The sequence below is a fragment of the Sphingobacterium sp. UBA7249 genome (assembly GCF_002472835.1).
In the GTDB taxonomy this organism is placed as follows: Bacteria; Bacteroidota; Bacteroidia; order Sphingobacteriales; family Sphingobacteriaceae; genus Sphingobacterium; species Sphingobacterium prati.
This window is the reverse complement of the sequence record NZ_DKST01000015.1, coordinates 257,125-277,547: the sequence shown is the minus strand read 5'-3', so window position 1 is coordinate 277,547 and position 20,423 is coordinate 257,125. Positions and strand designations below refer to the sequence as shown.

At 39.2% G+C, this 20,423-nt stretch carries 21 protein-coding genes; 9 read left to right on the top strand and 12 right to left on the bottom strand.

The annotated features are described in order from the left end of the window. Window positions 1-109: 109 nt before the first annotated feature. Window positions 110-844 carry a GntR family transcriptional regulator gene (locus B4A24_RS11930; protein ID WP_293945201.1) on the bottom strand — a complete coding sequence of 245 codons (735 nt, stop codon included), beginning with the start codon at window positions 842-844 and terminating at the stop codon, window positions 110-112. A gap of 97 nt (window positions 845-941) precedes the next feature. Between B4A24_RS11930 and B4A24_RS11925 the strand changes: the two genes are divergently transcribed. The 3 genes from B4A24_RS11925 (at window position 942) to B4A24_RS11915 (ending at window position 5,408) form a co-directional block, all read left to right on the top strand. After that, window positions 942-2,279 carry a sugar porter family MFS transporter gene (locus B4A24_RS11925; RefSeq protein ID WP_293945200.1) on the top strand — a complete coding sequence of 446 codons (1,338 nt, stop codon included), beginning with the start codon at window positions 942-944 and terminating at the stop codon, window positions 2,277-2,279. 62 nt (window positions 2,280-2,341) lie between these two features. Continuing rightward, on the top strand, window positions 2,342-4,090 hold the full coding sequence (locus tag B4A24_RS11920; RefSeq protein ID WP_293945199.1) for a class I mannose-6-phosphate isomerase: 1,749 nt from the start codon (window positions 2,342-2,344) through the stop codon (window positions 4,088-4,090). Between the two features lie 22 nt (window positions 4,091-4,112). After that, window positions 4,113-5,408, top strand: a complete 1,296-nt coding sequence (locus B4A24_RS11915; protein ID WP_293945198.1) for an amylo-alpha-1,6-glucosidase — start codon at window positions 4,113-4,115, stop codon at window positions 5,406-5,408. Between the two features lie 169 nt (window positions 5,409-5,577). On the opposite strand, the gene B4A24_RS11910 is transcribed toward B4A24_RS11915, so the two are convergent. Together B4A24_RS11910 and B4A24_RS11905 are read right to left on the bottom strand one after the other, a co-directional pair. Continuing rightward, entirely contained in the window at window positions 5,578-6,210 is a 633-nt protein-coding gene (locus B4A24_RS11910) for a nitroreductase family protein (RefSeq protein WP_293945197.1), read from the bottom strand. Window positions 6,211-6,454: 244 nt separating this feature from the next. Further along, window positions 6,455-7,432, bottom strand: coding sequence for a DUF6268 family outer membrane beta-barrel protein (locus tag B4A24_RS11905; RefSeq protein WP_293945196.1), 978 nt, complete (start codon window positions 7,430-7,432; stop codon window positions 6,455-6,457). Window positions 7,433-7,739: 307 nt separating this feature from the next. Between B4A24_RS11905 and B4A24_RS11900 the strand changes: the two genes are divergently transcribed. Continuing rightward, a complete protein-coding gene (locus B4A24_RS11900; protein ID WP_293945195.1) occupies window positions 7,740-8,801 on the top strand; it encodes a sensor histidine kinase in 1,062 nt (353 codons plus the stop codon). Beyond that, entirely contained in the window at window positions 8,798-9,511 is a 714-nt protein-coding gene (locus B4A24_RS11895) for a LytR/AlgR family response regulator transcription factor (protein WP_293945194.1), read from the top strand. Before B4A24_RS11900 ends, B4A24_RS11895 begins: the two co-directional genes overlap by 4 nt. A gap of 28 nt (window positions 9,512-9,539) precedes the next feature. Here B4A24_RS11895 and B4A24_RS11890 read toward each other — a convergent pair whose 3' ends face one another. Then, window positions 9,540-9,779, bottom strand: a complete 240-nt coding sequence (locus B4A24_RS11890; RefSeq protein WP_104382394.1) for a hypothetical protein — start codon at window positions 9,777-9,779, stop codon at window positions 9,540-9,542. Between the two features lie 250 nt (window positions 9,780-10,029). Between B4A24_RS11890 and map the strand changes: the two genes are divergently transcribed. After that, complete coding sequence (gene map, locus B4A24_RS11885) at window positions 10,030-10,794, top strand: type I methionyl aminopeptidase (RefSeq protein WP_293945193.1); 765 nt, start codon at window positions 10,030-10,032, stop codon at window positions 10,792-10,794. 488 nt (window positions 10,795-11,282) lie between these two features. Beyond that, window positions 11,283-12,134 carry a helix-turn-helix domain-containing protein gene (locus B4A24_RS11880; protein WP_293945192.1) on the top strand — a complete coding sequence of 284 codons (852 nt, stop codon included), beginning with the start codon at window positions 11,283-11,285 and terminating at the stop codon, window positions 12,132-12,134. A gap of 74 nt (window positions 12,135-12,208) precedes the next feature. Here the strand turns inward: B4A24_RS11880 and B4A24_RS11875 are convergent, their stop codons facing one another. After that, on the bottom strand, window positions 12,209-12,763 hold the full coding sequence (locus B4A24_RS11875) for a cysteine hydrolase family protein (protein ID WP_293945191.1): 555 nt from the start codon (window positions 12,761-12,763) through the stop codon (window positions 12,209-12,211). 174 nt (window positions 12,764-12,937) lie between these two features. Between B4A24_RS11875 and B4A24_RS11870 the strand changes: the two genes are divergently transcribed. Then, window positions 12,938-13,717 carry an alpha/beta fold hydrolase gene (locus B4A24_RS11870; RefSeq protein WP_293945190.1) on the top strand — a complete coding sequence of 260 codons (780 nt, stop codon included), beginning with the start codon at window positions 12,938-12,940 and terminating at the stop codon, window positions 13,715-13,717. Between the two features lie 74 nt (window positions 13,718-13,791). Here B4A24_RS11870 and B4A24_RS11865 read toward each other — a convergent pair whose 3' ends face one another. The 5 genes from B4A24_RS11865 to B4A24_RS11845 form a co-directional block, all read right to left on the bottom strand. Continuing rightward, a complete protein-coding gene (locus tag B4A24_RS11865; protein WP_293945189.1) occupies window positions 13,792-15,090 on the bottom strand; it encodes a cryptochrome/photolyase family protein in 1,299 nt (432 codons plus the stop codon). 153 nt (window positions 15,091-15,243) lie between these two features. Beyond that, the gene (locus B4A24_RS11860) at window positions 15,244-16,299 is read right to left on the bottom strand and encodes an NAD(P)-dependent alcohol dehydrogenase (RefSeq protein ID WP_293945188.1); all 1,056 of its coding nucleotides are present in this window, start codon (window positions 16,297-16,299) and stop codon (window positions 15,244-15,246) included. Window positions 16,300-16,566: 267 nt separating this feature from the next. Next, window positions 16,567-17,076 carry a hypothetical protein gene (locus B4A24_RS11855; RefSeq protein WP_293945186.1) on the bottom strand — a complete coding sequence of 170 codons (510 nt, stop codon included), beginning with the start codon at window positions 17,074-17,076 and terminating at the stop codon, window positions 16,567-16,569. Window positions 17,077-17,200: 124 nt separating this feature from the next. After that, window positions 17,201-17,494 carry a hypothetical protein gene (locus B4A24_RS11850; protein ID WP_293945184.1) on the bottom strand — a complete coding sequence of 98 codons (294 nt, stop codon included), beginning with the start codon at window positions 17,492-17,494 and terminating at the stop codon, window positions 17,201-17,203. 144 nt (window positions 17,495-17,638) lie between these two features. After that, window positions 17,639-18,310, bottom strand: coding sequence for a TetR/AcrR family transcriptional regulator (locus tag B4A24_RS11845; protein ID WP_293945182.1), 672 nt, complete (start codon window positions 18,308-18,310; stop codon window positions 17,639-17,641). On the opposite strand from B4A24_RS11845, the gene B4A24_RS11840 reads away from it, so the two are divergent. After that, window positions 18,309-18,887, top strand: a complete 579-nt coding sequence (locus B4A24_RS11840; protein ID WP_293945180.1) for a GNAT family N-acetyltransferase — start codon at window positions 18,309-18,311, stop codon at window positions 18,885-18,887. The genes B4A24_RS11845 and B4A24_RS11840 overlap by 2 nt on opposite strands. Here the strand turns inward: B4A24_RS11840 and B4A24_RS11835 are convergent. Further along, the gene (locus tag B4A24_RS11835; protein WP_293945177.1) at window positions 18,851-19,414 is read right to left on the bottom strand and encodes a DUF6624 domain-containing protein; all 564 of its coding nucleotides are present in this window, start codon (window positions 19,412-19,414) and stop codon (window positions 18,851-18,853) included. The two genes, B4A24_RS11840 and B4A24_RS11835, sit on opposite strands and share 37 nt — an antisense overlap. An 87-nt stretch (window positions 19,415-19,501) precedes the next feature. Beyond that, window positions 19,502-20,344, bottom strand: a complete 843-nt coding sequence (locus B4A24_RS11830; protein ID WP_293945175.1) for a GNAT family N-acetyltransferase — start codon at window positions 20,342-20,344, stop codon at window positions 19,502-19,504. Window positions 20,345-20,423 lie beyond the last annotated feature (79 nt).

Sequence of the window (20,423 nt, the reverse complement as noted above, 5' to 3'; positions counted from 1 at the left end):
TACGAGTGGAGAGATCACATTATTCAATAAATAGAGTCGGAAGATACGACAACAATCAACTATTTATTAGGTCATCAAGTAAACAGGCTATACTTGATGACTCGACATTTTAATAATCTCTTCGGCTTTCCACGGTATAGGTAAAGCTTTCAGCACGATAAAATCCTAAATTATATTCGATTGGTTTTCCAGACTGGTCGAAAACAAATCTTTTACGTGATAATATGGGATCCCCAGTATTAATTTCTAGTTTGTCTGCGATAAATTTATTAGCTGCAACGGCGTCTATCTCTTCTTGGGAAAGATCGGCCACTACATGATAATCAGCCTCCAGTATCTCATACAACGGGCGTTTAAAATCTTCATCTCCTGTCAAGCCAATGCGAGGATGAAAATAAGATATAAAATAGACGAAGGGATCATCTTTCTTGCCCCGTAATCGTTCCAACTTTAATAGCTTTTGATCCTCATCGACAGCGAAAAATTTGGTAATTGCTTTATCTGGCACGACCCAGCTCACATGAAGCTCAAAATTCTTGACTTCGATACCACGGTTTTTCATCTCTTGTGAAAAACTTAGCCAATTTTTGGATTTCGAACTGAATTTGGCGCTTGCAACCTTTGTGCCGATGCCTTTCTTCCGGATCAATAGCTCCTCATAAACCAGCTTGTTAATTGCCAGACGCAAAGTAGAACGGGAAATAGCCAGACGTTTGGCAAGCTCTATTTCATTGGGCAACATTTTCCCCTCAATATATTCCGGTTGTTTTATCAATTCTCGCAATAGATTTTCTGCCTGTATATGCAAGGGAATCGGACTTTTGTGATCTATTTTTAAATTCATTACATGAAATTACTTAGGCTAAAATAAGATTTTTTGCATAATTAAAAAAATAGATATATGTTTGTATGTATATACATAATAAAGAAATAAACCCATTATGTCCAAGAATTTTATCCTCATTTTATGCATCGTTTCTCTGGGAGGGCTGCTTTTTGGCTTCGATATGGCAGTTATTGCTGGAGCTTTGCCGCTGGTGAAACAATTTTTCGGATTGTCGCCCTTTCAGGAAGGTGCTTTTGTTAGTTCAGCACTGATCGGATGCATTATAGGTGTATTCTTCACAGGATCTTTTACGGATAAATATGGTCGTAAACCAGCCTTTATCGTGGCTTCTTTGCTTTTTTTATTGTCTGCAATCGGATGCGGATTCAGTCCCAACTATACACTTTTAATTCTGAGCAGAGGCATTGGTGGATTAGGTGTTGGGATAGCTTCTATTGTTGTACCACTTTATCTTGCCGAAATATCTCCCAGTAAATTCAGAGGTAGATCGGTCACCTGTTATCAATTAGCCATTACCTTTGGTATCCTTATCGCTTATATTAGTAATTATTTTATTCTTCAACGGCATTCATTACCGCAAGCGGAACTATGGCGCGGTATGTTTTTAGTCGGCGCGATCCCTGCCATCTTACTCAGTTTAGGTGTTTATATTATACCTGAGAGTCCACGCTGGCTTGCCAAAAACGGGCGAAACGAAGAGGTAGCAATAATTCGTATCAAGCTTGGTTTAACTGATCTATACGATTCGCCAAGTCCATCCAAGAGAAATATCAGCGAGCTGTTTTCTCCAATCTACTGTAGAGCCTTTCTGTTAGGCCTATTCTTACCCCTTTTTTCTCAACTGAGCGGAATCAACGCCATCGTCTATTACGGTCCGAGCATACTGCTGGAATCAGGTATTTCCTTAACGAATTCGTACCATGCACAATTATTTTTTGGTGCGGCAAATGTATTATTTACCTGCTTTGCCATCTGGAAAGTAGATAATTGGGGAAGAAGACCCTTATATATTTTAGGAACATTGGGGGCCACCATTAGTCTGATTGTAACGGGATATCTCTTCAGTCAGGAACAACCAAACAATGTTGCTTTGATTGTTTCCATCCTGCTCTTCCTTTTTTTCTTTGCTTTTTCTATCGGTCCGTTAAAATTTGTGGTCGCGGCGGAAATATTCCCAAATGCCATACGGGCAAGAGCAATGGGAATAAGTATAATGGTGATGTGGATTTCCGATGCGATCGTCGGTCAGCTGACTCCTATTTTGCTCGCATCTTGGGGAGCAAGTTATACCTTTTGGTTATTTGCTTTTTTCTGTGCGATAGCTTTTATCGTTGTGCTGGGATATTTACCGGAGACCAAGGGCAAACCTTTGGAAGAAATCGAAAAATATTGGATTGAAAAATCAAAGAAAAAGCAGAATAACAACGCATAACTTCGTTCAATATCCTCTATTATTTTAGTCATCTTTTTTACATACGCAATAAATAAAATCTTATGTATTCCAATACTCAAACAACATCTTTTCAATACGACATCTTACCTACATTTCCAGTTCAGGGCAAATTGTCAAACTCTTATGATGAGTTGGCCGATCACCTGATCCAAAATCATATACACTGCATAGATGGGTTTGTTGGCATAAATTGGGAGACACCAATAAAGCATATCCAGCAGGAATTTGCAAAGCGGGGATTAACGGTACGATTTGTTTCCATGGAAACAGCATTGCTCCCTGAAGCAGTGATCGAGGAGAAAGCGGCTCCTTATCTTGGAGGAGATGATCCATTATTCGGAAAAAAAACGCCACTCGAACTCATCGCATACTACGATACCGGCAAGTTGGCTGCACTTCAGAAAATGCTAAGCCAAACAACCGACAATGAATACCTTATTTTTTATGGCCCGGGTGCAGCCCTTCTGGAAGCTACTAGCCAAGTGATGTACATTGATCTGCCCAAAAATATACTTACCCAACGGATGCGTGCGGGACTGGCCGGGAATCTGGCCTGTGGAAAACAAACAAACCAAAAAGAGCTTTATAAACGATACTACTTTGTCGATTGGGAGCTTCTAAACCGACATAAGCGGATGATATCATCACGCGTGGAGATTCTCGCCGATCAACAATCCGCTGAAAATCTCCCTTGGATCTTAGGAAATGATTTAAAAGCGACCTTGCATGTGATGTCCAAAAATTACTTTCGGGTGAGGCCAACATTCGAACCTGGAGTCTGGGGGGGGCAATGGATGAAAGAACATTTAACCGGTATTGATCAACAGGCTAAAAATTATGCTTGGTCTTTTGAGATGATTGTTCCCGAAAACGGCATTTTACTTGAGAGTAACGGGCTAGTGCTAGAAATTTCATTTGATCAACTGATGTTTCAGGAAAGTTCAAATGTCCTGGGCGCTGCGCGGCCACGTTTTGATGTTGAGTTTCCAATCCGGTTTAACTTTCTAGACACTTTTGATGGCGGCAATCTTTCCATTCAGTGCCACCCTAGTCCAAGTTATGCCAAAGCCGAATTTGGAGAAAATTTCACACAGGACGAATCCTATTACATTGTTGACAGAAAGGGAGATGCGCAGGTTTACCTGGGATTTCAAGAGGATATCGATGCGGACAACTTTCGTACCGTTCTTGAACAGAGCTTCCATACGGGCGAACCGATCGCCATTGACAGGTACGTGCAAAAATTTGAATCGCAAAAACATCAGTTATATTTAATTCCGCATGGTACCGTGCACTCTTCGGGCACAAATAATCTAGTATTGGAAATCAGTGCCACCCCTTACAATTATACGTTCAAAATGTACGACTGGGTGCGTCCTGATCTGGACGGTAAGCCGCGTCCATTAAATATTGACAGAGCTTTCGCCAATCTTAATTTTAACCGAAAAGGCGACGTCGTCAAAGACACACTTCTATCCCAGCCTCAGGTTTATTCACTCGATGACCAGGCATCAAAAGTTCATCTACCAACACATGAAGATCATTTCTATGATGTTTACAGGTATGAATTCGGAGATGAGGTACATATTGAAACAAAAGGTCAATGCCATATTATGATGCTTGTTGAGGGGGAAGCGGTAGAACTGACAACTGCCAATGGGATGAAAAAAATCTTTCATTACGCCGAAACGTTCGCTGTTCCTGCCGCGGCACAATCCTATTCGCTCCGCAACTTAGGAATTGGCCAGGCCAAAGTAATACAATCTTTTGTCAAAGACCATAAATGTTAATTTAGTATAAAAAAACAGCATCATGAGAAATTTATATTTCGCGTTATCTACTTCATTGCTGCTATTATCCTGCAATGGAGGTAGCAATAAATCCACAGCAAGCAACACACAGCAAGACGTAGCACAGGATAGTAGCTTCCAGCTCGTCAAAGATATGGCCGGCAAGGTTATCAAAGCTGGATTTAATGCTGGCGACGGGTATAATGAGGTATGGATCAGAGATTATAATACCTTTATTACTTTAGCAACCAAAGAGCATCCCCACGAACAGATTAAAGATCAATTGGCGCTATTTTTTCAATTACAGGAAGCCGATGGCAATATAGCAGACGGTTTTGTCAAAAAATCAAGTTTAAAGAATGGTGTGTCCGACTATTATACGATCACTAATCCGCTTGCCCCGGACTATGCTGCACATAAAAACACAGTTGAAACCGATCAGGAAACGTCCTTGATCCAGGCGGTCCATAAATATGTTGTAGCGACCAAGGATACCGCCTTCCTCGCACAAAAAATAGGCGAAACGACTGTGAAAGACCGGATGGAACAGGCCATGCAGTTTTTAATGGACAAACGTTATAATAGCACTTATGGTCTATTGTGGGGGGCCACAACCGTCGATTGGGGTGATGTGCAGCCCGAGCATGACTGGGGGGTCCATTTGGATAAAAACTCTCATATTGCCCTAGATATTTATGATAACGCTATGTTTTTAATTGCTTTGGATAATTATATGGATCTTTTCCCTGACAAAAAGGAAAAATGGAGTAAAGTGAGAACGATGATTGCCAGCAATACGATGAAACATCTTTGGGACGATAAAAATCAAAAATTTATTCCGCACATCTACATCAACGGTTCGCCATTTCCAAAAGATTTTGATGAAAACCAGATCTATTATCACGGTGGAACAGCCATTGCCATTGAGGCAAACCTACTTAGCAAAGAGCAGATCAAAACTTCCTTAGATAAGATGATCAAAAATGTAAAGAATGCGGGTGCGGCCACCATTGGATTAACCGTATATCCAACTTATCCTGCGGGTTTCTTCAAAAACAAAGGAATGTATCCTTATGGTTACCAAAATGGTGGCGATTGGACCTGGTTTGGGGGAAGAATGATTCAACAATTGGCTAAAAATGGTTTCCAGCAGGAAGCACATGAACAGATCAAACCCATGTTGGCACGCGTTATTAAAAATAAAGGGTTCTACGAATGGTATACCAAGGACAATAAACCCGAAGGCTCTGGAACTTTCAGAGGTGAGGCGGGTGTACTTTATGATGCGATCACTTTATTGGAAAATGCAGCTAAATAAATCAGCGCAAACCTTCTGAAGGGTATAAAAAAATGAATTTGTTGTCAGGGAAGTAAGCCGCCCAAATAAGACATTATACAAAAGAAAAGGGGGAATATATTGTTCCTTTTCTTTTGTACTTATGGTTACAGTTCCAGCTACCTTTGTGTCTAATACCTAAAAGCTATTCCTATCGTTCAATCAAAAACTCGGCTTTCGGCAATCTAAATTTTTTCAATTTTAACAACCAATCCTCTTCACCCAAGCGGTAGCCTAATGGTAGCAGAACGACACTTTTTAACCCCAATTTATCTAATCCCAATAACTTATCCAGCTCCTCGTTAGAAAATCCTTCCATTGGTGTGGCATCCACTTTCAATTCCGCAGCTTGAGCGATTGCCATCCCAAAAGAAATGTAAGCCTGTTTAGCAGCATGTGCCGCTTGTTGTTCATCAGTAAGCGCAGCAAACATACTTTTTAATTTATTTTTGTAATCGTCAGTTGTATGCAATGGTAAACCTCTATGGTTATTCATCTGGTCAAACGTTGCATCAATACGTTCATCCGTGTATTTATCCCATGCCGCAAAAACCAAAAGATGCGAACTTTCTGCAATAATTTGTTGTCCCCAAGCTACAGGTACAATTTGCTCTTTCAATTGTTGATCTGTAATCGACACGACACGAAAAGGTTGCAAACCCGAAGAACTCGGCGCCATACGTGCTGCTTCGATAATTTTTTCTACATCTTTCTGATCAACCTTCTTTGTTGAATCATATTTTTTGGTCGCATAACGCCATTCGAGTGTTTCTAATAATGCCATTTTCTTTTCTTTATTGTTAGTTGTTCAAATACTCTATTACAATTACAGGTACAGTATGACCATAAATTTGATAAAAAAAAATTAAACCTGGAAAATAGTATACGCACTATTAACCTATTTTAGGTTCTATTTATAAGATAAATATAGCAAAATATAAATGTTTAAACACAAAAAAAACCATAGCAAATGAATAAACTCTTTATGCGATCCCTACCAAACACGCTTGCCGATGATGAGCCTTGTACTAATGTCTTTTTTTCGCAAAGGGATTAAAAGAAAGTCCGGCATTGACATAAAACGATGGGTCCGCAGAAGCTTCCCATACATAATTATTTTGCCTTTCACTTTTTTCAAATATCCGTGACCTCGGAATGGTCTTCATACCAGATTTGAGCGTTGCAATAAACGATCTTCCCAAATTATGTTCGTAGGTCAATCCCGAGTTGATCTCCATCTGGCTAAAGGTATAGACCTTGTCTGATCCCCAAAAATCATTGAGGTAGAATGTCGTCGTGCTGAGATCTGCCCCCAGAGAAAGGCGACCATTTCGCAACATTGCTTTTCGGACGTAGGCGCCCTTGGGTAATAGCACATCTATCATCCACCCATCGCGATATTGCTGCTTATAGGTGAAGGTCGGAACAACAGGAATAATTGCCGCAGGATCAATAAACCCGAGTAAGCCGATTGCCATTTGTACATCTCGAGTTGCTTTTAATACCCATGTTCCTGTCAATATCCCACGCATCCGTTCAATCCCCTTATCGCTTCCATCCGTCATGAAACTAGCGGAATAAATAACCATTTTTCCAAATAATTTTGAGAAGTAAGAAAAATTAAGTGATTCATAATGGTAATGGAAATCCTGTGTACGCATTTTTTGCGGCTGCGTGCTTAAATCTGATTCTTGTACATTGAATGAAGTATACTGATAACCAAGGCTAGTACCTAACGTCCAGCTACGCCGGTTTAAAAAATTGACATTCAAGCTCCCGCCAGCCTGATGGAGTGACTCTACCTTACCTCGCGTAATGACGCCCCCTTTAACATTGGATGAATATTTGTAACCGCCATTATATTCATAACTTAGATTTAGCACCCGCGCTGCAGGAAATTTGTCGGCTACAATGGCCTGTACTTTTTGCGGAATACTATCTTTGGTCTGTGCGGAACTGCTGCATACAAGAGCAAAGCTCCCAAGCAACACCAGGTTCTTTTTCATGTGGATATTCGTTTTTTTTTATCTATTCTTTTTCAATTAAAGGAAACCCGAAAAACTGCTCTTTCGGAAATTAGAACGGAGCAGCCGACGTGTTACAAGAATAGATCAATCGGAAACGCTCATTTTATTTTTTATACAAAAAGGTCAATATTTTATACGAAAGGTAGGCAGCTTTAAAAGAGCTTTTATCCATTCTACCTACCGATTTCACTTTGGTATAAAAAAAAGCAGTGTTCATATAAAACAAAATCATTTTGAAACAAAAAAAGTTACATTTGCGAAATCAGGGTCAATAAACCAGATCAATATGCTAGACTGCAACAACCGTATTGTTTTACGCTACCTAACGGAAAAGAAATTCAGATTTTTACGACATGGTCTGTTCTTAATTGGTTTGCTTATTCTTTTTGCCAATGCCAATACAAATGCACAATTTTTAGGAAATTATAAGACCTACTTCTCCCTGGCGCTTTGGACGGTTTTCGTCGCAATGTTCTATATCAATATGTACGTATTGATACCGCAGTTTTTTTTCAGGGGAAAATATGAAATCTACACGATATTGCTCATTTTGCTGGTGACAGCGAGCCTGCTTGTTGTCATGCAGATCGCAATCTATATCTTTAGCATCCATATTCCGGCAATTGAAAGGCAACGAACCAATACCATGAGTTTTGTGAGCGGTCTTTTTATCTGTGTTCCCATCATTTTGACCACCACTACGTTTAAACTTTTTAAACGTTGGATCGAAGACAATAAACGCATTTCAGATTTAAAAAACTTGGCGCTTACAACGGAGTTAAATGCATTAAAGAACCAGATTCAGCCACATTTCTTGTTTAACATGCTCAATAATGTGAAGGCTCTGATTCGGAAAAACCCGAGTATGGCCACCGAGGTTATTATCAAACTATCCGATTTTCTGCGGTACCAACTGTATGAAAATGATGCAGATAAAACACTCTTAAAATCCGAAATAAACTTTATTTTCAATTTTCTAAAACTTGAGGAAATACGCCGGGATAATTTGAAAACCTCACTTTCCTGTGCCACGGAACTCGAAAAACAAAGTATTTTTCTGCCGCCACATCTTTTTACCGCTTTTATCGAGAATGCGATTAAACATAGTGTCAATATACACAATGAAAATACCTTTATTGCCATTCACTTTACACAGACCGATGGGCAACTTTGTTTTGAATGTGAAAATTCGAGCGATCCAAATTTTTCGACTACTAATCCTAAATACGGTGGATTGGGATTAGTCAATGCCAAAAGACGACTTGATTTGCTATATGGCAATAATTACGAACTTAACATATCAAAAAAAGACCTGTTGTATCAGGTAAAATTAAAAATTCCATTATGAATTGTATCATTGTAGATGATGAACCCTTAGCAAGGGAAGAAATGCGAAATCTGGTCGAAGAAATTTCATCCATAGAAATCCTCGGCGAGTTTTCCAATGCCTTAGCTGCCAAGGAATATCTCGCAACTAGATCTGTTGACCTTGTTTTTCTGGACATCGAGATGCCCACTGTCAACGGACTGGATTTTGCACAGGCCTTACCGAAAGATGTCCTGGTGATACTGACGACGGCCTATGCCCAATATGCGTTGCGGGGGTTTGAGCTGGATGCACTTGATTACCTACTTAAACCAATTAAAAAAGATCGCCTGGTCAAGGCTATTGATAAAGCGTTTAGCTATAAAAAGCTGCTCAATTTAAAAGAAAATCAAAACACCTTTGAAGATGCGAATGAAGATGCTGTATTTATCAAATCGGATCGAAAATACTATAAAATCTTATTTGGCGATATTCGATTTATTGAAGCACTCAAAGATTATGTGGTCATCTATACCCGTACCAACAAACTGATTACAGCAATGAATCTAAAAACCATTCACCAAAAACTACCGGCCCATATATTCGTTCGGGTCAGCAAATCTTATTTGATCAATTTGTCCTTTATTGATTCTTTTGACAACCATACGATATACATCGACAAGTTCGAAATCCCGATTGGCGACATCTATCGTGAGCTATTTTTTAAGCAGTATACAGGCGGGCTATTGTAAGATCATCTGTACGGCGATCTGAATAGTGCTAAGCAAGGACAAAGCGGTCCAAAAAATCAACTTTTATACCATGTCTATGCAACAAAGCTGTCAATAGATCTACGGAACAGTCCTCTGTTTCTACCCGAAAGATGGCGTCTTCATCATCCAGATCCAAGGTAGCCGACTGTATCTGCGGTAGATGGAGCTTTAGCAGCTGCATCAGGAAGGTCTTCTTCTCCTTTGTTCTCACCGAGCTTTTAAAAATCAATATCTGCTTCGCTTTCATGTTATAAATTTAAAATTGCACCCAAAATTCGATCGCTTCTCAGTTTATATTCATCCGAGATTTATCACAAATCTATCATTTAAAACTATCGCCAGTTGAGATTTTATACGAAAGCAGGCCTTTCTTATACCAAAACTCCCGTAATTCGTCTTGCAATCATTAGCCCTGCTTTTCTTTATGGGATTATCTAATTTTTTTTAAGACCTTTGTCTATCTTTAATTCAATAAGCAAAAACACAAAAAAAGCGCAATGTCTATTACCAACGAGAACGAATTGACCGGAATGCAAAAAGCGAGTGCGGCAGTCGCCAAAACGCTTAAAGCGATGTGCGATTATGCCAAGGTAGGCATGTCAACCAAAGAATTAGATGAATATGGCGCAAAGATATTAACTTCATATGGTGCCAAATCAGCGCCAGCGTTGACCTATAATTTCCCGGGCTGGACTTGTATCAGTGTAGACAACGAATTCTGTCATGGTGTTCCTGCTGCGGACCGTTTATTACAGGAAGGAGATCTTATTAATATTGATGTATCGGCTGAGCTGGATGGTTTTTGGGCTGATAACGGGGCTTCTTTTGTAATCGGTCAGGATATTCATAACCACCAAAAATTGGTGGACGCTTCGAAGGAAATACTTCAAAAAACCATAAAAAATATACGTGGTGGTGTCAAAATTGCGGACATCGGTCAGCTGATGGAAACCGAAGCAAAAAAGAGGGGGTATAAAGTGATCAAAAATCTAGGAGGGCATGGCATCGGACGAAGCTTACACGAAGATCCCGACGAGTTGCTCAATTATAAAAATAGATTTGACCAAAGGCGGTTTAAGAAAAATTCAATTGTTGCTATCGAAACCTTTATTTCCACCTCTTCCACTTATGCTACTGAATTAAATGATGGCTGGACGATGGTTGGTGACAAAGGCGGTTACATGGCACAACATGAACACACCATTATGATTACAGATGGCGCTCCAGTGATTTTAACGGCGGAGAATGGTATTTTCAATTAGGGCTATTAACTATCATCGGCATTCCGTTTTATCTAATTTTGCATGTAAGGTATTGCCTACGCTTACTTAAATAGAACAATTGATAGATATAAATGTATCATTGTCACATTTAGAATATATAAAAATATAAGGGGCCTCTCTTACGAGAAAACCCCCAAATAATATATTTTATGGACAACTAGATTATTCCGATAGGTATTAAATAATTCCTTCCTTCTATAAAAAGGATACGATATGGACGTTCAAAGTAATCAAGCGGGATGAACATCTGTATTTAAGTTTCTCAATTGGACTGTAAACAAAGGTAAATGTATTCTCCCACTTAAAAAGTGACAAAAATCACATTTCGCCAAAATTCCTTCCGATTTTAAAATGTTTTTATCCGAACTAATAAACTATGTCTGTCGGTCGGTATGCAATATGCTTTGTGAAAACGTTCTATTTTTGGTTTTAAGATGTTTACTTTTGATTTATAAAGTGTAAGGCTATTGAAAACAATAAAGTTCCATAAAGGCGAATGTGGCGTCGAGTTTCTAATAAATGTACTCACCCAAAAAGAGACAGACTATACGCACGGCGAGACGTATCACAAAGACTTTTTTGAAATTCTATTTTTTAAAAAAGCGAAAGGGCGTTTGCGATTGAGTCAGGAAATAATCGACTTAACGGACAACAATATTATCTTTATTTCAGCCTTTCAGAAACATACTTGGGAGCTGGATCCTCTACATCTGGAATTCACGACATTGATCTTTCAGGAAGATTTTCTCAATGAATTTTTTGCTGATAAACTTTTTACCTATAGACTGTTGTATTTTTATCAATTAAACCATACGGCTAAAATAGAGGCTGACGATGTGCATATGGCTAAATTTTGTGAGCTGCTCACGGAGATCAAATCGGAACTTATTCAGACACAAGCAGACAGCGCACATATTATTCGCTCTTTACTTTATTATCTGTTACAGACCTTGAATCGAAAGTACGCCAGGTTAAACGGGCTTTCTTCCCAAAAAGCAGAGAATAATTTTGCGTATCAATTTAAGAAGCTACTTGAACAACATATTCAACAGAAACAACGCATTCATGAGTATACAGCCCTGATGGGTATCAGTCGCATAACACTGAATCATGCGGTTAAAGCACAATTTAACACAACGGCAGCGCACCTGCTCAAACAACGCTTGCTAGTTGAAGTGCAGGAACTATTAATACATTCAAACAAATCTATTAACGAAATTGCCTTTGAACTCAATTTTTCGGAACCTAACCACCTGATGCGCTTTTTTAAGGCCCAGACGGGCAAGACGATCAGTACATTTATAGAGGAACTGAGATAAATTCTCAGTTCCCGTTGGCCTGAATTACTGTTTACAGCTGGCTGAATTGCTATATACTATCAGTCCTAAATTTCCTAGTTTTGCGCTAAATAAGTTTCTGTCGTCTGAATCTCAGCGTAGAAGAATGCCAATGCAGCAAGAAAGGCCAGTTGTACGTCATCAGCTTTTACGGTAGCACCATTCATTTCAAGATCACGCGTTGCACAGGCATCGCCTATTACGGTACATTGAAAACCAAAATCAGCTGCAGCCCGAGTCGTTGCATCGATACACATATGCGTCATCATACCGACAACGACAAGTTCTGTAATGTGATTTGCTTTCAGGTAATCAAAAAGTTCGGTTTCCCGAAAACTGTTTGGAAAATGTTTCTGAATTACTTTTTCTTGTGATTGCGGTCGGACATTTGGGTGGATCTCGGAAGCGGCTGTCCCAGCAATAAAAAATGGTATTTTCGCGGGGTCTGGAGAGATATGCTGGATATAGATAACCGGTGCTTTTTTGTCCCGAAAATGACTGATTATTTTTCGTGCATTTAAACTTGCGGCAATGGGGTTTACAAGTTCCATTCCGCCATTTTCAAAATATTCATTTTGAATGTCTATGACAATTAATGCTGTAGTATTCATGCGTTATATATGATTATGTTTTCGTTACTACAAAATTAGCTTGTCAAGAATGGAAACTGCTACCAAATAAATCGTCGACACTACCATTTTGATAAGGCGAGATGTTTTAGCTATCTTAGCCGTAGGAATCACCTTTTGAGGGTGACATTGATTCGATTAAAAGAAAGAGATATCGTGAAACAGATACTACACAGCAAAATATACGGAGCAGAAAACGGCGGAACACCACTTGTGGTTATGCATGGCCTTTTTGGTATGGCGGACAACTGGGGATCGTTTGGCAGGAGTTTTGGAGAAAAAAGACAGATACATTTACTTGACCTACGTAATCACGGTCGAAGTTTTCACAGTAATGGGATGTCGATTGAGGATATGGTCGAGGATTTAAGCGTCTATATTGCTTCAATTGACTCGAAGAAAGTCCTCTTATTAGGCCACTCTCTTGGTGGCAAGATTGCCATGCAATTTGCTATTAATCATCCCGAACAGGTTGAAAAGCTGATTATTGCCGATATTGCTCCTAAAGCATACCCGCCACATCACGAAGATATCTTCAACGCACTTTGTGCAGTTGATATGAATCATATGGACAATAGGAAAGATGTACAGACAAAACTCGAAACTTATCTTGATGATCCGGGGGTCATTCAATTTTTACTAAAAAACGTGTATATTAAAGAAGACCGTAAATTAGGTTGGCGCTTCAACCTGGATGTTCTACAGCAAAAATATGCGGATTTTATCACAATAAGTGTAAAAGCTGGCATTTATGCTGGACCTACGCTATTTCTAGCGGGCGAAAAATCGCGCTACATTCTTCCGGAAGATAAAGTTAAAATCAAGGAGCAATTTCCAGATGTCAGTTTTGAAACGGTACCAAATGCCGGACACTGGGTACAAGCAGAAAACCCACAGGTATTCGACAAATTTGTTGCCGATTTTTTGGAGCAATAAAAATCTAATCCTAAGTAGCTCAATCCTAGTTAACCAATCAGCGGTCACTGGGGTTGGGTTATCACGAGGATCGCTTATCCCAATGCTGCCGCATAGGTCTTTAGTGCACGTTCTCTAGCAAAAGAATGCGCTACCATCTGCTCTGGATATGCTGCACTCTCCAGTTCGGGAATCCATTGTCTACTATATTCTTGCTTTTTATCGAATTTTTCGGCTTGAATAATTGGGTTGAATACCCTAAAATACGGCGCCGCATCACAACCGCAACCCGCTGCCCATTGCCAATTACCGTTATTCGCAGACAAATCATAATCATTAAGTTTTTGTGCAAAATAAGCTTCCCCCCATCGCCAATCAATCAACAAATGTTTACATAAAAAACTAGCCGCTACCATGCGTACACGATTATGCATATAACCAGTACTATTTAATTGCCGCATTCCCGCATCGACCAAAGGATAGCCCGTTTCGCCCTTACACCAACGTTCAAATTCCGCTTCATTATTGCGCCACTGAATACCATCATATTTCTTTTTAAATGATTCGCTGACAACATTTGGAAAATGATATAAGATTTGCATAAAAAATTCACGCCAGATGAGCTCCGACAGCCATACCTCATTATGCTGTCTCGCAAAGGCGACACACTGACGAATACTAATCGTACCAAAGCGTAGGGCAATACCAAGATTCGTAGTACCAGCTATGGCAGGATAATCACGATATTTATCGTAGTTATTAATAATATCTGCCCTTAATTGTGGCTGATGGAAAGTCAAATCTGTCTTTTTAAACCCAATTTTTTCAAGCGAAATTATTGGCGTATAAGCCTGCTGGACAAAAAGCCCCCCTTTATAATCTATGGGCTGAGAATCTTTGGTCGTTAATTTTTCCCGCCACTTTTTCGCATAAGGTGTATAAACGGTATAAGGTGTACCATCATTTTTCAACAGCTCATTTTTATCAAAAATAACCTGATCTTTCACTGCTTTAAACGGAATCCCTGCTAGTTTAAAAAATTCAAAGATCTCTCGGTCTCTTTGGATTGCTTTAGGTTCGTAATCTCTATTACAATAGATTTCATGAATCCTGTATTTCTCACGTAGCTCCTTATAGATTGTCAAAGGGCTTCCATAGAACGTGTTCAATGCCGCTCCAAAACCCTTTAATTTGTTGTTTATCGCCAGCAGTGCCTGATGGATATAATCTACACGTCGATCTGATTCATCTTCAAATTGCTGTAAAATATCTTCATCAAATATAAAAACCGGCAGCACAGGGAGTCCTGTTGCCAAAGCCCGAGTTAATCCTGCATTGTCTTCCAAACGAAGATCCCTACGGAACCAAAACACAACCACTTTACTTTCTTCCATAAAAATAGCGGTAACTCCATCAGATACCTACGTGTCTAATCAATTTAATTAAATAACACAAAAAAACAATTTTAAAAATTAAATTAATCGGACAAAGCCAAACCTACAGTAGCTAGCAGCGTTTTCCTTCGGTTCAGCTTTGCCTTAATTTTATTAGTTTTTTAAGCTTTCCATATCGATCACAAAACGATATTTTACATCACTCTTTAGCAACCTATCATACGCTTGGTTAATATCCTGCATACGTATAAGTTCTATATCTGAAGTGATGTTATGCTTTCCACAGAAATCCAACATTGCTTGGGTTTCGGCAATCCCACCGATCATTGATCCTGCGAAACTCTTGCGGGCAGGGATTAAGCTAAATGGGGCTACTGGAAGGGGATGTTCCGGAGCTCCCACAAGCGTAAGTGACCCATCGCGTTTCAATAAGCTCAAGTAGGCGTTGATATCGTGTTGCGCAGAGACACAATCCAAAATAAAATGCAAAGTGCCGGCATTGTTTTTCATCTGTTCCTGATCTGTTGACAAAATGACTTCGTCAGCACCCAAACGTTTGGCGTCTTCCACTTTACTCTCAGAAGTTGTTATCACAACGACATGTGCCCCCATCGCTTTCGCAATTTTCACCCCCATGTGTCCCAAACCACCAATGCCCACAATACCTACCTTCTGTCCGGGACCAACGTTCCAATGCCTTAATGGTGAATAAGTTGTAATGCCGGCACAAAGCAAAGGTGCAGTTGCCGCCAGGTCCAAATTTTCAGGAATACGTAAAACAAAGTCCTGATCCACTACAACCCGTTCTGAGTATCCGCCAAAAGTCTGTTTGTTCAGATGTTTATCATGACCATTGTATGTTTGGATATTTCCATTCTCACAATATTGTTCCAGTCCTTCTTTGCAGCTCTCACATTCACGGCAACTGTCCACCATACAACCCACACCGGCAAGATCTCCTACTTTAAATTTAGTTACACTAGATCCCACTTTAGTAATTCGTCCTACGATCTCATGACCAGGAACATTTGGATAAACTGTCCCGCCCCACTCGTTACGTGCAGTATGCAAATCGGAGTGACAAACGCCACAATAGAGAATATCAATCTCCACATCTGTCGCTGTTACTTCACGGCGTTGAACTTCCAGCTGTTTTAAATCGGCTGTCGGCGCTTCAGTTCCGAAAGCTTTTATTGAAAATGTACTCATATTAAAATAAATGATCGATGTTAATTGTTATCTATTTCTAAACTATCTACGTTAGCCACAACTTGGAAAACTAATAACGTACTTCACAAGTTAAGAATAACCCTTAATAAAAAGAAAAGTTTGGTTTGAAACATCATCATTGAAAAAATAATTTATGGGCAATATCTATCTAAAAGTAATACCCATTTGAATACCAGCTTTCGTCCTTTGCATGAGAGATCTTTCGATACACTGAAGCATACAATTATTTATAGGTACCATGCAAAATTATTCCCGCTTCCATATCATCATATAGGATCTCTTTCCGAAAGGTTCCAAATAAGATTGCTTGTCAATTCTAAAACCGCAATTCTCAAAAAAAGTAACCAGAGGATCACTTTGAAGCAATTCTATCCAGCATGCGTTGTAAAAGGTCGTTACAGATAAACATTTTTTCCACAGGCATTCCCGTATTACTTGGTTATCATATTGATCCCGTATGTAAAAGTTGGCATAATTGATTGCTTTCAACCCCTTTAATACTTGGGGACTGGGAGATTGCTTGATCATCGCATACCCCACCGGTTCAGCATCCGCAAAAACGGTGATCAGTTGTGTACTCAGATTATTTAATTCGTCCGCAGCACGTTGATTATTCAATTGTGTGTCGACATAATTTCTAAGTTCCTTTGAGTCTACCTGATTACTATACATCCGTTGGATATGTTCTTGTCTCAATAAGAATAATATTTTCAATCCTTCTTCTGATGCAATGGTAAATTTAGTTTGTAAATTCATATTATATTATTTAAATACAAATTTATAGACTCCTGGGTAGGTTTACCGATTCAGATCATGAACGATAGATCAGTACAGTTAGTTTTTGAGCACATCTCTACGTTTTTCGATGGATGCGAGAAATCTATTTTAGTATCTTAACGGTGATTTGATTTAACTCATCAATCAAAATCCCCTTATCTTTCAGTTCATTAAAATTGCGCGCCAATCGAACTTCTTTATTTATATTTTCCAATGCAAGCGCCAATTCATCCAAACGTTCAATTTCCTGGTGTACCAGTAAATAACAATCAAAGTCTGAATCCAATAAAGCGGTAGACTCAGGTCGAATATTCTCATCCGTTTCTACCAATACAAGCACGTATTTTTGGGTAGTTAATTTATTGCTTACCTTCCCTATTTTTGCATTTAATATCATGTTATAGCGTATTTTTCATTAGTCACTCCTATTGTTGTATCAAAAACCAATTCAACCTACATAGACATATTTTGTATTTTTGTCGAAATAAATTGTTAAAAAAAGAGCAAATGTGCTCTATTCTTAAGATAGATTCAAAACCAGCTATCTCAACCCTTTTACGCAAATGTTAGTTAACCAAGCAAGCCTTGCTTCGAAGTCGGGAAAGCGATCAAAGAGCAATACCTCCTGTTCAAAACAACGAGAGGTCGTCACTAACATTTCTGCGAGAAAGAGAATATCTTTTTCTTCTAAAAACTTAATTTCCCCTTTGGCAATAGCTATTTCGATCATTTCGCGAATTAATTTGATTTCATCATCCAACATATGGCGTGTTTTGGACACCATTAATGCAGGATCTGATTTCATATCATCAAAAGCCAAATGAAAACGTTTGGTAATCAAATTGATCTGGCGTAATTTCGCTCTTAAAAAACTAACTAAATTTTCCTCTAGGGAAGCTGTCGGACTATAGCTTTTCTTAGCGACGTTAAACACTTGCAAACATAAACATTCGGCTATCGCGTCAAAAACATCCATTTTGTTCGTAAAATAGTAATATAACGTACTGCGGCCCTTACCGCAAGCTTTAGATATATCCTGCATTGAAACTCGTGTAAAACCATATGTCTCAAAAACCTTCATTGACGAAAGGATAATTTCTTCCCTAATATTTTCTTGTTGCATTGTCATCACTCGACAAACGTACAAAAAATGTCGAAAAATTCCATCATCATTCAACAATTGAACATATTTTTTTACTATTTTTACTTCCATGATATCGGACATATTCCCCATTTTATCAACTGAACGTCTTTCTTTACGTCAGATTCAACATTCGGATGCTCCAGCATTGTTCTCCTATTTCTCAAAAGATGAGGTAACACTATATTTTGATTTACCAACTTTTCAGCACGTAGATGAGGCCTATAAGCTCGTAAAAACCTGGCAGGAAAACTTTCAGCAAAAAAAGGCAATTCGTTGGGCGATCTGTTTAAAAGACAATCCGAATCAGCTGATTGGCTCTTGTGGTTTTCATAACTTTTCCTCTGAGCACTTTCGTGCAGAGATCGGTTATGAACTTCATCCTGCCTTCTGGCAGCAGGGCATAATGACAGAGGCCGTTTCCGCGATGATTTCATTCGGATTTGAAGGCTATAAACTCAACCGGATAGAGGCATTTATTGACCCTGATAACTTGGCCTCTCGTAAGTTGCTTGAAAAAATGAATCTTGTTTCCGAAGGAATTCTTCGGGACTACTTCTTTGAAAAGGGGCGTTTTGTGGATGGCGAAATTTTTGCATTACTTAAAAAAAATTATATCCAGCCTACTTTCTTTCGCCAGATTGTATAGTCGGGATCTTGTTGATCTAAAATCACAAGTTGATCTAGATTATAGAGCGTATCGAGTTGCTTTTTGCTGAGTTTGGGAAGATCCATCAGCAATCGCAAGTTATTAAGGTTATCTTTGTCCTCGACCGGATAGATTCCCCCGTCCGAAGTTAACTGTGTTCCAAAACGCTGTGGCTTGCTCTTAAAACACTCTATTCTATCGTATAAATAGGCTATATGAGCCAAATTAATATCCTCTTTGTTCATGTTCATCAATTGGTAACAGTTTTGCATGAACATCGGTTCCGATACCGCATGCTGTACAATCAACCAAGCAGCTTCACTGGCTTCTTCGCCGACTTTTGAAATACTAGGATACCCTATCTCATCCATTATTTCCCTTAATCGCTTCGCATTAGCGCGGTGGACGGCTTCCATTTTCGGATGATAGCCCTTCCCAGGTACATGGCTCTTGGCTAATTCTTCCCTTAATAGCCTATCGTCATTCGTTAATTGAATCAATTCCTTTGCAAGCTTTTCGTGTACCATAAATACATGTTATCTCTTATTTGCGTAATCGTCATACATTTTTGGTTAGGTCCAAGAAACTTCGACCATATCGTATAAGTATTGGGTTTATAACACCTTGGTCATTTCAAGTTGATTGATTCCATTTGCCAGGCCTTGCTTCTCCAAGAATAACTTCAGATCATTCCCTTCTGCGTCGACGTTATTGAACTGTATTATTTCTGTAGTCATCTCTTTTTTAAGAGCCTGAAAAAGCAACGTTCCCACGCCTTGTCTTCGAAATTCAGGAGCCACGGCGATATGATATATTCTTTTGTTCACAAGATTAAAAAGGACATAACCAACGAGCTTACTATCAATATACGCGCCCAAGGCTTTCGGCTGCAAAGTATCCATACTTTGCAAAGCACTTTGCCAGCTTGGTAAAATATCCCAAAATCTTTGTAATACTGTCCAGGGAACATCAGACAAAGAGCGGATTGACACAACATTTTCCACTTTCTCAGATTGAATGACGCCAGTGAAACACAACAATTTTCTATTGATCGAAAAGCCGCTCTTTTCGTAAGCACGAATAGCAGATTGGTTACTTTCTATAGCCTCCAAAACAATCCGTTTTACCTGATGTTGGTTCAGGAAAGGGACTACATAGTCATACATTTTCCCTACCAGCCCAAGTCCACGAAATCCAGGTAACACACCTGTTCCACCGTTATAAACAACACGCTGATGATCTAATTCACGCACACCGTGCAACATAAAGGCAACGAGTTTACCTGCTATGAATGTACCAACGGACCATGCTAGGTCGATATCTTCCGCTCTGATCTTCTGCCTTAATTGTTCCATATCAAGCTGAAATGGAACACTATAATCGACAAAAGCTCGATTAATTGTCTGCAAAAGCTCCGGGAGATCCGATTGAGTTAATTGTCGAATTCTTGTTGACATATTATTTAATATTAGTAGAGACGAAGTAGTCCTGAACGTATCAAAAATCGCTTTACAGGAAGGTTTTATCGATTACCCC

Coding starts and splice junctions, on each gene's coding strand:
- B4A24_RS11925 (WP_293945200.1), top strand. CDS start 942: ATGTCCAAGAATTTTATCCTCATTTTATGCATCGTTTCTCTGGGAGGG.
- B4A24_RS11875 (WP_293945191.1), bottom strand. CDS start 12,763: ATGAATACTACAGCATTAATTGTCATAGACATTCAAAATGAATATTTT.
- B4A24_RS11850 (WP_293945184.1), bottom strand. CDS start 17,494: ATGATATTAAATGCAAAAATAGGGAAGGTAAGCAATAAATTAACTACC.
- B4A24_RS11860 (WP_293945188.1), bottom strand. CDS start 16,299: ATGAGTACATTTTCAATAAAAGCTTTCGGAACTGAAGCGCCGACAGCC.
- B4A24_RS11920 (WP_293945199.1), top strand. CDS start 2,342: ATGTATTCCAATACTCAAACAACATCTTTTCAATACGACATCTTACCT.
- B4A24_RS11895 (WP_293945194.1), top strand. CDS start 8,798: ATGAATTGTATCATTGTAGATGATGAACCCTTAGCAAGGGAAGAAATG.
- B4A24_RS11830 (WP_293945175.1), bottom strand. CDS start 20,344: ATGTCAACAAGAATTCGACAATTAACTCAATCGGATCTCCCGGAGCTT.
- B4A24_RS11905 (WP_293945196.1), bottom strand. CDS start 7,432: ATGAAAAAGAACCTGGTGTTGCTTGGGAGCTTTGCTCTTGTATGCAGC.
- B4A24_RS11855 (WP_293945186.1), bottom strand. CDS start 17,076: ATGAATTTACAAACTAAATTTACCATTGCATCAGAAGAAGGATTGAAA.
- B4A24_RS11840 (WP_293945180.1), top strand. CDS start 18,309: ATGATATCGGACATATTCCCCATTTTATCAACTGAACGTCTTTCTTTA.
- B4A24_RS11835 (WP_293945177.1), bottom strand. CDS start 19,414: ATGGTACACGAAAAGCTTGCAAAGGAATTGATTCAATTAACGAATGAC.
- B4A24_RS11845 (WP_293945182.1), bottom strand. CDS start 18,310: ATGGAAGTAAAAATAGTAAAAAAATATGTTCAATTGTTGAATGATGAT.
- B4A24_RS11900 (WP_293945195.1), top strand. CDS start 7,740: ATGCTAGACTGCAACAACCGTATTGTTTTACGCTACCTAACGGAAAAG.
- B4A24_RS11865 (WP_293945189.1), bottom strand. CDS start 15,090: ATGGAAGAAAGTAAAGTGGTTGTGTTTTGGTTCCGTAGGGATCTTCGT.
- B4A24_RS11910 (WP_293945197.1), bottom strand. CDS start 6,210: ATGGCATTATTAGAAACACTCGAATGGCGTTATGCGACCAAAAAATAT.
- map (WP_293945193.1), top strand. CDS start 10,030: ATGTCTATTACCAACGAGAACGAATTGACCGGAATGCAAAAAGCGAGT.
- B4A24_RS11890 (WP_104382394.1), bottom strand. CDS start 9,779: ATGAAAGCGAAGCAGATATTGATTTTTAAAAGCTCGGTGAGAACAAAG.
- B4A24_RS11915 (WP_293945198.1), top strand. CDS start 4,113: ATGAGAAATTTATATTTCGCGTTATCTACTTCATTGCTGCTATTATCC.
- B4A24_RS11930 (WP_293945201.1), bottom strand. CDS start 844: ATGAATTTAAAAATAGATCACAAAAGTCCGATTCCCTTGCATATACAG.